The sequence below is a fragment of the Streptomyces sp. NBC_01013 genome (assembly GCF_045162765.1).
Classification (GTDB): domain Bacteria; phylum Actinomycetota; class Actinomycetes; order Streptomycetales; family Streptomycetaceae; genus Streptomyces.
Map to the genome: position 1 here is coordinate 3,065,583 of NZ_CP108687.1, position 12,935 is coordinate 3,078,517.

Here is a 12,935-nt window from a genome sequence, read left to right on the forward strand (position 1 = left end):
CCCCGCCCGACCGTCACGGCTTGGGCAGTGCGCACCCTTCACGGCTGAGGTCGAAGACGTTCCCGGTGCCGATGCACGGCACGATGCCGTAGGTCTCCTGGGCGTAGTTGATGCCCTTGCGGACCGTCACCTGCCCGTTCTGGTCGACCTCGCACGGGTTGTTGTCCGTGCACTTCTGGCCGTCCTCGTTACCGGTGTTGTTGACGGCGACGACCTTGCCGGTGGCGTTGTCGATCACCGGCGAGCCGGACGTCCCGCCGATGGTCTGGCAGGCCGAGGTGTAGCGGACCGAGTCCTTCCAGGTCCACTCGCCCTCCTTGAGGCGGTAGACGAACCCGTCGACGTTGCAGCTGTACGTGCGCTTCCAGTACCCGGACACGACCGTGATCGCGGTGCCCTGCACAGGGTGCGCGGTGTTGAGCTCCAGCGCCTTGATGCCGTACTTGCTCTCGATCTGGGCGTACGTGGAGGTGAGTTGGTACACCGATATGTCGGTGTCCGTCATCGTGCCGTACGCGATCTTGCTCGCCCGCACGGTGCCGACCCCGCTGCCCGAGGCGTTCAGCAGGGTGAAGCTGCGGGTGGACGACCGGTTGAAGACGACCTCGCCCGGACCGGGGAAGCCGGTCTCCATGCAGTGCCCGTTGGAGAGCACCAGCGCGGGGTCGCCCGGCTGGGAGCCGGGCGCACGGACGACCGATCCCGAACAGTTGCTGAGCGCCACGGTCCCGGCGAAGCCAATGGCCTTGGCCCTGACCTTCGGCTGGAGGGCCGTGTGGCCGGATGACGCCGCGTCTGCCGCAGCCGCGGCTGCGGCGGCCTTGATCGTGCTGGGTGCTGTCGCGTCGTGGCTCGTGGCCGCTGCCGCGGGTGCGGTGCCCGCTCCGAGGAGCAGCACCGCGAAGATCGCACCGACGAGAGGCTTTTTCATGTGGGGGTCCCCTCAAGTGACCTGTGCAGAGCGTGAGAAGCCTCTGCGACCGAAGTTCTTCCGGTCTTGACATGCGCATGGTTGCGCATCGAAGGGAGCCGCCACAAGGGACGAATTCAGGTCACCAGTCCCTGGCGGTAGGCGTAGACGACTGCCTGGACGCGGTCACGGAGTCCGAGTTTGGCGAGGATGCGTGACACGAAGGTCTTGACGGTCTCCGGGCTGATCAGAAGGGTGACGGCGATCTCACTGTTGGAGAAGCCGTCCGCGATGAGCCGCAGGACCTCCAGCTCACGCGGGGTCAGCGGGATGTCGGGCGCGGTCTCCCCGGTGGGCCGGATCCGGGCTGCGTACCGGCCCACGAGCCGGCGTGTCACCTCCGGATCCAGCAGGGCGGCTCCCGACTCCACGGTCCGGATCCCGTGCAACAGGTGGGCCGGCGGCGCGTCCTTCAGCAGGAAGCCGCTCGCCCCGGCGCGCAGCGCCTCGTAGACGTACTCGTCGAGGTTGAACGTGGTCACCACGAGCACCTTGGCGGGATGCGGCACCCCGGCACCGGCGAGCAGCCGGGTCGCCTCGATGCCGTCCAGCACCGGCATCCGGATGTCCATCACCACGACGTCCGGGCGCAGTCGCCCGGCCAGCTCGACCGCCGTCCGCCCGTCCCCGCACTCACCCGCCACCTCGAGGTCGGGCTGGGCGTCGATGATGGTGGCCAGACCGGTGCGGACCAGAATCTGGTCGTCGCAGACCAGGACCCGGATCGGCGCGCTCACGCGGAGCTCCCCGTGGGTATGCGGGCCCGTACGACGAAGCCTCCGTCCGTCCGGCGGCCGGCGCTGAACTCGCCGCCCAGGACGTCGACCCGTTCGCGCAGACCCGCGAGCCCCCGCCCGCTCCCGCCCGGGACCTTGGCCCGCGAGCCCGAACCGTCGGTGCTGACCTCCACGGCGATCTCCCTCTCACTGTGCTGCACCTGAACCGAAGTGCGGCTCCCCTGAGCGTATTTGAGCGCGTTCGTCAGCGCTTCCTGCACGACCCGGTAGGCGACGAGGTCGGCGCTGCCGGTCGACTCCGCCGGAGTGCCCTCCTCGGTGAACTCCACAGTCTGCCCGGCTCTGCGGGTCCGCTCCACCAGAGTGAGCAGCTTGCCGACGGTCGGCTCTCTGGCCTCGGCTCCGTGATCGGGGTTGAGGAGGTCGAGCAGGTGCCGCAGGTCGGTGATGGCCCGCCGGCCGGTGTCGGTGACCGTGGTCAGGGTCTGGTCGAGGCGTTCGGGCGCGGCGGTCAGATAGCGGGCCGCCTCGGCCTGCACGACCATCGCCGTGACGTGGTGGGTCACGACATCGTGCAGTTCCCGGGCGATGCGGGTGCGTTCGGCGGCGCGCGTTTCCTCGGCGACGCGGCTGCGGCGCTCGGCCTCCGCCGCGCGGTTGGAGCGCAGCCACGCCCCTGCGCCCCAGGCGAAGGCCAGCACCAGATAGAACGTCACGAAGTCGAAGGGCGGTTCGCCGGTTCCGAACCGGAGGAGCACGAGCGCGAGGGGCACGTACGCCGCGGACAGCAGGAGCACGACGGCCCGCCGGTGCCGTTCCAGGTGGGAGCCCGCGCTCAGCAGCGCGATGGGCAGCGCGGCACCGGCGACCAGGTGGTAGCCGCGGAGTTGGTCCGCGGCGAAGCCGAGCGAGACCAGGGCGACACAGACGACCGGCCACCGTCGGCGCACGGTCAGCGGGAGACATTCGAGGGCGACGACCACGACGGCCGGCGCGTCGAAGGAATGGGCGGGCATCCCCCCGAGCTGCGTCCCGCGGCTGTGGAGCGCCGGAAGGAGCGACGCCACGAGGAGGAACAGCCCGAGCGGAAGGTCGCGCAGGGCGACGTCGAGCCGACGCCACTGCTCGGTAGGGCTCGGAGGACTGGTCACCGGGGAACTGTAGTGGTGACCTCGACAGCCTCGGCGCGCCGGCGGCGGGGGACCACATGGCCGCGCCGGTGGGCCAGCCACATGAACACCACGGTCAGCACCATGCCGAACGCCACCGAGTACACGCTGGCTTCGGGTCCGAAGTCACCGCCGGTGATCAGCTGCGAGCCCGAGGTCGCGGAGTCCAGTATTCCCTGCTGGGTGTCGTTGCCCGACACCTCGGTGCTGAAGATGCCGGATGCGGCGAAGTTCCAGCCGAAGTGCAGACCGATGGGCAGCCACAACGTGCGGGTGGCCGCGTACGCGGCGGCGAGCATGCCACCGGCCTCGATCGCGATGGCGAGGGCACCCCACAGGTTGGCGTCCGGGTTGAACAGGTGCGCAAGACCGAACAGCACGCCCGTCAGCGCCAGCGCGATCCAGGTGCCGCCGCGCTCCTCGATGAGCCGGAACAGCACACCGCGGAACAGCAGTTCCTCCGTGACCGCGGCGGCGGCCATGAAGCCGATCAGCCCCACCGCTCCGGAGACCGATCCCAGGCCGTCGACCTCGTAGTCGCCGAGCAGGGCGATGTTCGCGATGACGACGGCGAACAGGGCGACGCCGATCAGCACCCCGCGGCCCAGGCCCGCCCGCGCGCCTTCCCCGGACAGCTCGGCGACCGGACGGCGCTCGGTCCGTCCCACCACCCACCGGTAGGCCGGCACGGCGAGCACCGCGGTCAGTAGGCCGAGAACCAGCGTGAGCCACGGATGACCGTCCACCACGGCGACGCACTGACCACCGATCATCGCGACCGCGGCGACGACGGCGAGTTGCCAGACCACTCTCATGAGATCTCCTCAGAAGGACCCGCGGACGGTGCGCCGCGGCTTCGCTCCGACGCTACGGATCCGGCGGACCGCAGTCGTCACCGCGCAGAGGACACCTGCTCGTAGCTCGCTCGGGGGACAGCCCGCGGCCCCTGACTCGTGGGGGGAGTCATGGGCCGCAGGCCGTGCGGTCACAGGTCCTTGGGCCGCAGCCCGTCACAGGCCCCTCGGACACGGGGCGTTCGGCCGCAGACCGTCACAGCCACTCGGCCCACGGGCTGTCCGGCCGAGGCTCCGGCCTCACGGGCCCGTCAGGCGTCGGTCCGCTCCACCGGGATCCACAGTTGCGCGTCCGCCCGCGCCCCGTCGGGCGAGAGCCGGGTGCGCAGGATCTCCGGGCCCGGCCGACTCCGGTACGGGTTGGAGGGGAACCACTCGGTGAACACGTCCCGCCACAGGAACTGGAGCGCCTGGGGGAAGGCACCCGAGCTGTCGAAGACGGCCCAGGTGCCGGCCGCCACGGGGAGCGCGTCCATGTCCTCGGGGACGGGCGCCGAGCTCACCACCCCGTGGTAGTAGTCCAGTTCGGTGCCCTCCGCCCGGCCGGCGGCGAGGTCGTCGCTCACCTGGACGATCCCCTCCGGCTCCTGGTCGGACAGGCTCCTGATGCGCTCCACGGTCTCCTTGTCGATGCTCCGGATGAACGTGGCGATGGCCGGGTTCACCCCCTCGTGCACCAGCGGAACGCGCGCCTTCCTCCCCACCACACAGAACTTCTCCTTCTCCACGATCCGGTATCGCATGCTGCTGGTCCCTTCGACGACGAGGCGGAAGGACATCCGGGGCTGGGACCGCAGAGCTGCCCCGGTACGCCTGGCCTCACCCGGCCCGACGCCGTGCATGGCACGGAACGCACGGGCGAACGCCTCGCCCGACGCGTAGCCGTAGCGCACCGCGATATCCAGCAGCGTCCGCTCCCCGGCCAGCACCTCGGCACCCGCGACGGTGAGCCGCCTGCGCCGGATGTACTCCGACAGCGGGATACCGGACAGCGCGGAGAACATCCGCCGCAGGTGGTACTCCGAGGTCATCGCGATCCTGGCCAGCTCGGCGACCTCGATGCGGTCGTCGAGACGCAGCTCGATGTGGTCCATGGCCTCGTTCAGCCGCTCCAGCACCCGGGCCTCCTTCCCTGTACGTCCACCACGCTAGGAAAGGACCACCCTGCCCCACCCGACATCCTGTGCCCGGTCCGGTCGGGTGCGTCAGCGGGGCGGGGCGCCGAAGCCCCGGTCCGGCCGGGTGCGTCAGCGGGACCCCGCCCCCCGGCCGCCCTCCCCCGCCGCCTTGAGTACGTCGTAGCCGATGAAGTCGAACATCCGCTGAGCGGAGGTCAGTTCATCCGGCTCACCCGTGAAGCGGTGGGCGCCGACACCGAAGCCCGCATCCGGGTCGGACAGCCACATCCGCTCGAAGCCGCGCTCCTCGAACCAGTCGCAGACCAGTGGCACCCGGTCGGGTGCGTGGCGGTTGCGCGTCCAGACGACCGTGCCGCCGGTCCGGCACAACCGGGTGCAGACGTCGACGGTGCGCTCGATGTCGGCGTCGACGATATTGCCGAACACACCGCAGACCAGGACGAGATCGGCCGGAGCCAGGTCGAGGTAGTGGTCCGTGAGCGAGGCGTCGCCCGTCACCACATCCACCTGGCCCAGGCCCGCCCTGTGGGCCGACTCCCGAGCGAAGGCGGCGTTCTCGTGGTCCAGCTCCACCAGCCGGGCCCGGACGTCGTCACGCCGGGGATGGTGCGCCAGCACCTCGACGAGGTCGCGGCCCTGACCCGCGCACACGCTGACCACCCGCAGGGGGCCGGGCGGCGCCGCGTCGAGGGCGTCCTGGATCCGGTCCTGGACGGCGCGCAGGCGCCGTGTCAGCCATGAATCAGGAGAGTCGTACGCGTCGTGCCACGCCTGCCAGTCCATGGCCGGGACCCTACGACAGGGGTGGCTGCCCCGTCGTGCGAGTTCCGGCGGGCTTCGATGTCGGACCCGGCTGTCAGACTTCCGGCATGACTGATGCTGCGAAGGGCCCCGCCGGCTATTTCCCGTCGATCGAGCAGAAGTACGGCCGTCCGGTCGCGGAATGGAAGGAGCTCATCCGCGCCTCGCCGCTGACCAAGCACATGGAGATCGTGGGCTGGCTCAAGTCCGAGCATGCGATGGGGCACGGTCACGCCAACGCGCTGGTCGCCCACACCCTCACCGAGGACAGGACCGCGTAGCGGGTCGTACGTACGGCCACCGGGCAGGGCGGCTCCGCGAGGCCGCCCTGCACTCAGCCGGCGTCCGCCACCGTGCCGGCCGCCGCCGCGTCCCGCGACAACTGCACCGCCTGCCGCAGGCTCAGCCCCGGCTCGGCGGTGCGCAGCGCCTTGACCGCCGGCACGGAGTCGAGCGGGCCCGCGTGCCCGGCCGCTCTGATCCGGCACCCCGCCCACCGGCCGCGCAGCTCCGCGTCCGGTACACCGGCCTCGGCGAGGGCCAGTGCGAGAGCGCGCTCCAGACCGGGGCGCTCCTCGTCGCTTGCCTGCTCCAGCGCCTGCCGGAGCGCGGCGGTGACGCCCTCCGCGTCGCGGATCAAGATGACGGCCAGGTCCTTCTTCCCGTTTCCGATCATGCAGACAGCGTCCCCCGCCGGGCGCCCGTCCTCACCCGGGTTGAGGTACTTCAGAGGTTGACGCCCCCGGCGGTGCCCGTCGGCCGGCCGTGATTACTGTCGGGGCATGACTCGCGAAGCCGCTCAGGCCCTCGACCTCGACGCCTATCTCGCCCGGATCGGCTGGAGCGGGGAGCGCCGTGGCACCGCCGCCGTGCTGCGCTCCGTGCACCGTGCGCATGCGCTGGGCATCCCGTTCGAGAACCTGGACCCCGTCCTCGGCACCGTGCCCTCGCTCGCCCTGTCCGACCTGGAGGCGAAGCTCGTCCACGGCGGGCGCGGCGGCTACTGCTACGAGCACAACACCCTGTTCGCCGCCGCGCTGCGGGCGCTCGGCTTCGAGGTCACGCTGCTGGCCGCCCGGGTCCAGCTGGGCGCGGCCCCCGGTGACATCCGGCCCCGTACCCACATGCTGATGCTGGTCCGGGTGGAGGGCGAGCCTGACCCGTATCTCGCTGATGTCGGCTTCGGGGCCGGTGGCTCGCTGCTGGAGCCGATCGCCCTGGCCGCGGGCACGGAGCTGCACGACGCCCCGCGCCGCCACCGGCTCGTCCGTCCGTCGCACGACGGGCCGCTGGAGCTGTGGCAGTTGCAGGCCCGGGCGGGCGACGGGGAGTGGCAGGCGCAGTACGCCTTCACGGTGGAGCCGTTCGAGGCGCCCGACTTCGAGGTCATCAACTGGCACATCGCGACCAACCCGCGCTCACCCTTCGCGCACCGGTTGTACGTCCAGCGCACCACCGAGGGCACCCACCTGTCGCTCACCGGCCGCACGCTCGTGGTGACGGCCGCCGACGGCACCCGGGAGGAGCGGGAGCTGGCGGACAGCGCGGAGACGGCGCGCGTCCTCGCGGACACGTTCGGGATCCGGCTGCCGGAGGGTGCCCGGCTGCCCGAGTGACGGGGGCGGCGTCAGCAGCTCGCGGCGCGCCGTGGCACATGTCACCCGGTCCGGTCCGTCACGTCCCCGTCCCACCCGATTCCAAGCCCCGGCCCGGCCCGCGCCCCGGGTTCCGAGGGTCCGGGGGCGTGGGCGCATGGTGATGGAAGCCGGGGCGGCGGCCGGACGGACCCGGGTGGGTCAATGGGTGCGGAAAGCCCGGGCGACCCGGGAAACACAGTCGTAAGCTCGCAGACATGCAGGTCATCCAGTCCACGAAGCTCGCCAACGTCTGTTACGAAATCCGGGGCCCCGTGCTCGAAGAGGCGATGCGGCTGGAAGCAGCAGGTCATCGCATCCTCAAGCTGAACACCGGCAACCCTGCCGCGTTCGGTTTCGAGTGCCCGCCCGAGATCCTCGAAGACATCCTGCGCAACCTCTCCGGGGCGCACGGGTACGGCGACGCGAAGGGGCTGCTTTCCGCACGCCGCGCGGTGATGCAGCACTACCAGACCAAGGGGATCGACCTCGACGTCGAGGACGTCTACCTGGGCAACGGGGTCTCCGAGCTGATCCAGATGTCGATGCAGGCACTGCTCGACGACGGCGACGAGGTGCTCGTACCGGCACCCGACTATCCGCTGTGGACGGCGTCGGTCTCGCTCGCCGGGGGCACGGCCGTGCACTACCGGTGCGACGAGCAGTCGGACTGGATGCCGGACCTCGCCGACATCGAGCGGAAGATCACCGACCGCACGAAGGCCCTCGTCATCATCAACCCGAACAATCCGACGGGTGCGGTGTACGACGACGAGATGCTGCGCGGGCTGACGGAGATCGCCCGCCGCCACAACCTGGTGGTCTGCTCCGACGAGATCTACGACCGGATCCTGTACGACGGCGCGACGCACACGCCGACCGCGACCATCGCCCCCGATCTGATGGTGCTCACGTTCAACGGGCTCTCGAAGAACTACCGGGTGGCCGGGTACCGCTCGGGCTGGATGGCGGTCTGCGGGCCGAAGGCGCACGCCTCCTCGTACATCGAGGGGCTGACGATCCTGGCCAACATGCGGCTGTGCGCCAACATGCCCTCGCAGCACGCCGTGGCCACCGCGCTCGGCGGCCGCCAGTCGATCAACGACCTGGTACTGCCGGGCGGCCGGATCCTGGAGCAGCGGGACGTGGCGTACGACCTGCTGACGCAGATCCCGGGCGTGACCTGCGTGAAGCCGAAGGGGGCGCTGTATCTGTTCCCCCGGCTCGACCCCAAGGTCTACAAGATCAAGGACGACCGGCAGATGGTCCTCGACCTGTTGCGGGCCGAGAAGATCATGGTGGTGCAGGGGACGGGGTTCAACTGGCCGGATCCCGACCACTTCCGGGTCGTGACCCTGCCGTCGACCAAGGATCTGACCGACGCGATCGGCCGGATCGCCCGCTTCCTGGACGGATACGGACAGGTGTAGGGCGTCACCGCCACCCTCTGTCTCGATGACAGACAACTTTAGACTGAATCCAAGCTAGGATGGTTCCCACAGCATCACCAGGAGGCCATCCATGTACGAACCGATCCGCACCAAATCGGTCCACACACCGGCCGACCACGCAGGCGACTTCCCGCACCGCACCCGCGAGGAGGAGCTGGACATCCAGCTGGCCGGACACCTGGCCGCCCTGCTCGCGGTCACCGACGAGCTGGGCCTCGGCACGGCGGGCGACCGCATCGCCGAGCAGGTCGCCCGGCTGCGCGGCGCACCGCCGGCCCGGCATGCCGGTCTGAGTGACGCACCCGCCACCACCCTCCACCGCCGCGCCCACGCCCTCGCGGGCCGGGCCCTGGTGGTGGCGGCGTCCCGCGCCGACACCGTGGTCGCGATCCTCTCGGCCGAGCGTATGGACGCCCACACCGCGGCGGTCTCGGCCGCCGCGACCGCCGACCCGGCCGCGGCCCCGTCGCGCCTGGTCGGCGCCCTCTGACGGCCTCGGTCCACGGGCCGTCGAGGCTCGTGGACCGGGTGCCACCCCTTCATGGCGTGGCCCACTGCGCCGCCCCGGCCAGGGAGCGTCGTCACGCTGCGGCCGACGCCGCCCCGGGCGCGACGGGCAGCCCCTTCATGGCGTGTTCTTCGCGGACGCCTCCGCCCACTCGGTCGACAGGAACGTCACGTCGGCGACCACGCACCGCGGCCGGCCTCGCACCGGGACCGGTCCGGCGATCTCCCTGCTCACGGTCGCGCCCACCGCCAGGTCCTTGAAGACCACGGTGCGCCTGCCGGCCGGCTCGCTCCTGTCCTCGTCCCCGCCCTTGCCCCGCGGGTCCCGGAACGAGAGGTGCACCGTGTAGGTCCCGGGCCGCTTCGCCCGGCTCGTCACCCGCACCTCGGCCACCGGGCCGCCGGTCACCGCGTCCCGTCGGCACGAGGCGACCGCGACGTCCCAGGACGGGAAGCGCATGTTCTCGTGGTTCTGGCCCGAGACGTAGAAGAAGCCCACCACGAGGGCGACCGGGGACAGCGCCGCCAACGAGGCGATCACCACGATCAGGACCACCCACCAGCGCGGTGCCCGCCTGCCCCGGGGTGGCATCCCGGTGAGCTGATCCGGATAGGGCGGTATGCCGGACAACGTCACGCCCCCAGCCCCCGCGCCCCCCGGCGCGGCCAGGTCCAACATAGGCCGGGGCACACCCCGCCAACAGCTCGGGCCGGTCACGGCCCGGGCACGAACAGCGCAGGCCGGGGCCCGGGCCACCCCGGCAAAAGGGAGCGGCCCCCGCAACCGCTGTCGGTTCCGGGGGCCAGGGGCGTGTTCGTGCACGTCCCTACCGCGGCAGGCGTGTGACCCCACAGGTCAGGGCGGATGTCGGGAGCCGGCGCGCGGAGATCGAAGGGGCGGTCAGCCCAGGCGCTGGACCAGGGCCCTGTATTCGTCCCACAGCTCCTTCGGCGTGTGGTCGCCGAAGGTGTTCAGGTGCTCGGGGACCAGCGCCGCCTCCTCGCGCCAGACCTCCTTGTCCACGTTGAGCAGGAAGTCCAGGTCGGACTCGGCGAGGTCCAGGCCCGCGGTGTCGATCGAGCCCTTGGCCGGCAGGATGCCGATGGGGGTCTCGACGCCCTCGGCCTTGCCCTCCAGGCGCTCCACGATCCACTTCAGGACGCGGCTGTTCTCACCGAAGCCGGGCCAGACGAACTTGCCCGCTTCGTTCTTGCGGAACCAGTTCACGTAGTAGATCTTCGGGAGCTTGGACTGGTCCGGCTTGTCCGCGCCGACCTTGAGCCAGTGGTTCATGTAGTCGCCCATGTTGTAGCCGCAGAACGGCAGCATGGCGAACGGGTCGCGGCGCAGCTCGCCGACCTTGCCCTCGGCGGCGGCGGTCTTCTCGGAGGCGACGTTGGCTCCGAGGAAGACGCCGTGCTGCCAGTTGAAGGACTCGGTGACCAGGGGGACCGCCGAGGCGCGGCGGCCGCCGAAGAGGATGGCCGAGATCGGCACGCCCTTCGGGTCCTCCCACTCGGGGGCGATGATCGGGCACTGGCCGGCCGGGACGGTGAAGCGGGCGTTGGGGTGGGCGGCGGGCGTGCCGGACTCGGGGGTCCAGTCGTTGCCCTTCCAGTCCGTGAGGTGCTTGGGGAGCTCCTCGGTCATGCCCTCCCACCACACGTCACCGTCGTCGGTGAGCGCGACGTTGGTGAAGACGGAGTTGCCCCACATCGTCTTCATGGCGTTGGCGTTGGTGTGCTCGCCGGTGCCGGGCGCGACACCGAAGAATCCGGCCTCGGGGTTGATCGCGTAGAGACGGCCGTCCTCGCCGAACCGCATCCAGGCGATGTCGTCGCCGATGGTCTCGACGGTCCAGCCGGAGATCGTGGGCTCCAGCATGGCGAGGTTGGTCTTGCCGCAGGCGCTCGGGAACGCGGCGGCGACGTACGTGGACTCACCGCGCGGCGGGGTGAGCTTGAGGATCAGCATGTGCTCGGCGAGCCAGCCCTCGTCGCGCGCCATGACGGAGGCGATGCGCAGCGCGTAGCACTTCTTGCCGAGGAGGGCGTTGCCGCCGTAGCCGGAGCCGTAGGACCAGATCTCGCGGTCCTCCGGGAAGTGCGAGATGTACTTGGTCGAGTTGCAGGGCCACGGGACGTCCTCCTGGCCCTCCTCCAGGGGTGCGCCGAGTGTGTGGACGGCCTTGACGAAGAAGCCGTCGGTGCCGAGCTCGTCGAGGACGGCCTGCCCCATGCGCGTCATGGTGCGCATCGAGACGGCGACGTACGCGGAGTCGGTGATCTCGACGCCGATGGCGGAGAGCGGCGAGCCGAGGGGCCCCATGCAGAAGGGCACGACGTAGAGGGTGCGGCCGCGCATGGAGCCGCGGAAGACGCCCTTCTCCCCCACGAAGATCTCCCGCATCTCGGCGGGGTCCTTCCAGTGGTTCGTCGGACCTGCGTCCTCTTCCTTCTCGGAGCAGATGAACGTCCGGGTCTCGACGCGCGCGACATCGCTCGGGTCGGAGGCCGCGTAGTAGGAGTTCGGGCGCTTGATCTCGTCGAGCTTGGTGAACGTCCCCTTGGCGACGAGCTCCCCGCACAGGCGCTCGTACTCGGCCTCGGAGCCGTCGCACCACACCACTCGGTCCGGTTCGGTGAGGGCTGCGATCTCGTCGACCCAGGAGACGAGCTCCTGGTGGTTGGTGGGAACAGTGAGGGGAGCCGCGATGTCGCGCGCCACGATCGCTCCTTGATGAGGGTGTCTGTCTGGTAGGTGCCCCGTGGGGGCTGCGACCCGGATGCTTCTACCCCTTCGAATTCCCTGGCGCTCATCCGGTGCCGACCGCACTCATTTGATCATCCGACCGATCCGCCCATATGTCCAGGGGGCCGCCCACGTGAGCATCGCCACTCATATTCGGTACCTACGGAGGCGTAGGTACGATGCGGTAATGACTGTCGCCTCCGCCGCCGCGCCCGAACCCGCCGGGCTGGAACCAGCCGGGACCGTCGATGTCGAGCTGAAGCCACGCATGCGCGGCTGGCTGCACGCCGGGATGTTCCCGGCGGTCCTGATCGCGGGCATCGTGCTCATCGCGCTGGCCGACAGCACCCGCGGCCGGATCGCCTGCGCGATCTACATCGCGACGGCCTGCCTGCTCTTCGGCGTGAGCGCGGTCTACCACCGCGGTACGTGGGGGCCGCGCGGCGAGGCCGTACTGCGCAGACTCGACCACGCGAACATCTTCCTGATCATCGCAGGCACCTACACCCCGCTGACCCTGCTCCTGCTGCCCGAGTCCACCGGGGCCCCGCTCCTGTGGGCGGTCTGGGCGGCGGCGCTCGCCGGCATCGCCTTCCGGGTCTTCTGGGTCGGCGCCCCTCGCTGGCTCTACACCCCCTGCTACATCGCGATGGGCTGGGCGGCGGTCTTCTTCCTGCCGGACTTCATGCGGACCGGCGGCGTCGCGGTCCTGGTGCTCGTCGTCGTCGGCGGGCTGCTCTACAGCGCCGGCGGCATCATCTACGGCATCAAGCGGCCGAACCCGTCGCCGCGCTACTTCGGCTTCCACGAGGTCTTCCACTCGCTGACCCTGGCCGCCTTCGTCGTCCACTACGTCGGCATCTCACTGGTGGCGTACAACCACAACTGACCCCTGCGACGACCCCCAGGACCAGGGCCGCG

14 protein-coding genes are annotated in these 12,935 nt (G+C 70.6%); 5 read left to right on the forward strand and 9 right to left on the reverse strand.

What is annotated here, in order from left to right:
- Positions 1-13 precede the first annotated feature (13 nt).
- The 6 genes from OG538_RS12940 to OG538_RS12965 form a co-directional block, all read right to left on the reverse strand.
- Entirely contained in the window at positions 14-931 is a 918-nt protein-coding gene (locus OG538_RS12940; protein ID WP_406093178.1) for a serine protease, read from the reverse strand.
- A 116-nt stretch (positions 932-1,047) separates the two neighbouring features.
- On the reverse strand, positions 1,048-1,707 hold the full coding sequence (locus tag OG538_RS12945; protein WP_406093180.1) for a response regulator: 660 nt from the start codon (positions 1,705-1,707) through the stop codon (positions 1,048-1,050).
- Positions 1,704-2,858 carry a sensor histidine kinase gene (locus OG538_RS12950; RefSeq protein ID WP_406093182.1) on the reverse strand — a complete coding sequence of 385 codons (1,155 nt, stop codon included), beginning with the start codon at positions 2,856-2,858 and terminating at the stop codon, positions 1,704-1,706. Before OG538_RS12950 ends, OG538_RS12945 begins: the two co-directional genes overlap by 4 nt.
- Positions 2,855-3,691: a CPBP family intramembrane glutamic endopeptidase gene (locus OG538_RS12955; protein ID WP_406093184.1), complete on the reverse strand. Its 837-nt coding sequence runs from the start codon at positions 3,689-3,691 to the stop codon at positions 2,855-2,857. The genes OG538_RS12950 and OG538_RS12955 overlap by 4 nt, the downstream gene beginning before the upstream one ends.
- A 290-nt stretch (positions 3,692-3,981) precedes the next feature.
- Positions 3,982-4,848, reverse strand: a complete 867-nt coding sequence (locus tag OG538_RS12960; protein ID WP_406093186.1) for a helix-turn-helix domain-containing protein — start codon at positions 4,846-4,848, stop codon at positions 3,982-3,984.
- Positions 4,849-4,977: 129 nt separating this feature from the next.
- Positions 4,978-5,652 (reverse strand): methyltransferase domain-containing protein, encoded by a 675-nt coding sequence (locus OG538_RS12965; RefSeq protein WP_406093188.1) that lies wholly within the window; start codon positions 5,650-5,652, stop codon positions 4,978-4,980.
- An 86-nt stretch (positions 5,653-5,738) separates the two neighbouring features.
- Here OG538_RS12965 and OG538_RS12970 point away from each other — a divergent pair, with 86 nt between their 5' ends.
- On the forward strand, positions 5,739-5,951 hold the full coding sequence (locus OG538_RS12970) for a DUF4287 domain-containing protein (RefSeq protein ID WP_406093190.1): 213 nt from the start codon (positions 5,739-5,741) through the stop codon (positions 5,949-5,951).
- A gap of 53 nt (positions 5,952-6,004) precedes the next feature.
- Here the strand turns inward: OG538_RS12970 and OG538_RS12975 are convergent, their stop codons facing one another.
- On the reverse strand, positions 6,005-6,346 hold the full coding sequence (locus OG538_RS12975; protein ID WP_406093192.1) for a hypothetical protein: 342 nt from the start codon (positions 6,344-6,346) through the stop codon (positions 6,005-6,007).
- Positions 6,347-6,452: 106 nt separating this feature from the next.
- On the opposite strand from OG538_RS12975, the gene OG538_RS12980 reads away from it, so the two are divergent.
- The 3 genes from OG538_RS12980 to OG538_RS12990 all read left to right on the forward strand — a co-directional run bounded on the left by OG538_RS12980 (position 6,453) and on the right by OG538_RS12990 (position 9,245).
- Positions 6,453-7,286: an arylamine N-acetyltransferase gene (locus OG538_RS12980; RefSeq protein WP_406093194.1), complete on the forward strand. Its 834-nt coding sequence runs from the start codon at positions 6,453-6,455 to the stop codon at positions 7,284-7,286.
- A 236-nt stretch (positions 7,287-7,522) separates the two neighbouring features.
- On the forward strand, positions 7,523-8,734 hold the full coding sequence (locus OG538_RS12985; RefSeq protein WP_406093196.1) for a pyridoxal phosphate-dependent aminotransferase: 1,212 nt from the start codon (positions 7,523-7,525) through the stop codon (positions 8,732-8,734).
- Positions 8,735-8,825: 91 nt separating this feature from the next.
- Positions 8,826-9,245 carry a hypothetical protein gene (locus OG538_RS12990; protein ID WP_406093198.1) on the forward strand — a complete coding sequence of 140 codons (420 nt, stop codon included), beginning with the start codon at positions 8,826-8,828 and terminating at the stop codon, positions 9,243-9,245.
- 135 nt (positions 9,246-9,380) lie between these two features.
- Here OG538_RS12990 and OG538_RS12995 read toward each other — a convergent pair whose 3' ends face one another.
- Positions 9,381-9,899 carry a hypothetical protein gene (locus OG538_RS12995; RefSeq protein WP_406093200.1) on the reverse strand — a complete coding sequence of 173 codons (519 nt, stop codon included), beginning with the start codon at positions 9,897-9,899 and terminating at the stop codon, positions 9,381-9,383.
- Between the two features lie 264 nt (positions 9,900-10,163).
- Positions 10,164-11,990 carry a phosphoenolpyruvate carboxykinase (GTP) gene (locus OG538_RS13000; protein ID WP_406093202.1) on the reverse strand — a complete coding sequence of 609 codons (1,827 nt, stop codon included), beginning with the start codon at positions 11,988-11,990 and terminating at the stop codon, positions 10,164-10,166.
- A gap of 211 nt (positions 11,991-12,201) precedes the next feature.
- Between OG538_RS13000 and OG538_RS13005 the strand changes: the two genes are divergently transcribed.
- Positions 12,202-12,903: a hemolysin III family protein gene (locus tag OG538_RS13005; RefSeq protein ID WP_406093204.1), complete on the forward strand. Its 702-nt coding sequence runs from the start codon at positions 12,202-12,204 to the stop codon at positions 12,901-12,903.
- Positions 12,904-12,935: the final 32 nt, after the last annotated feature.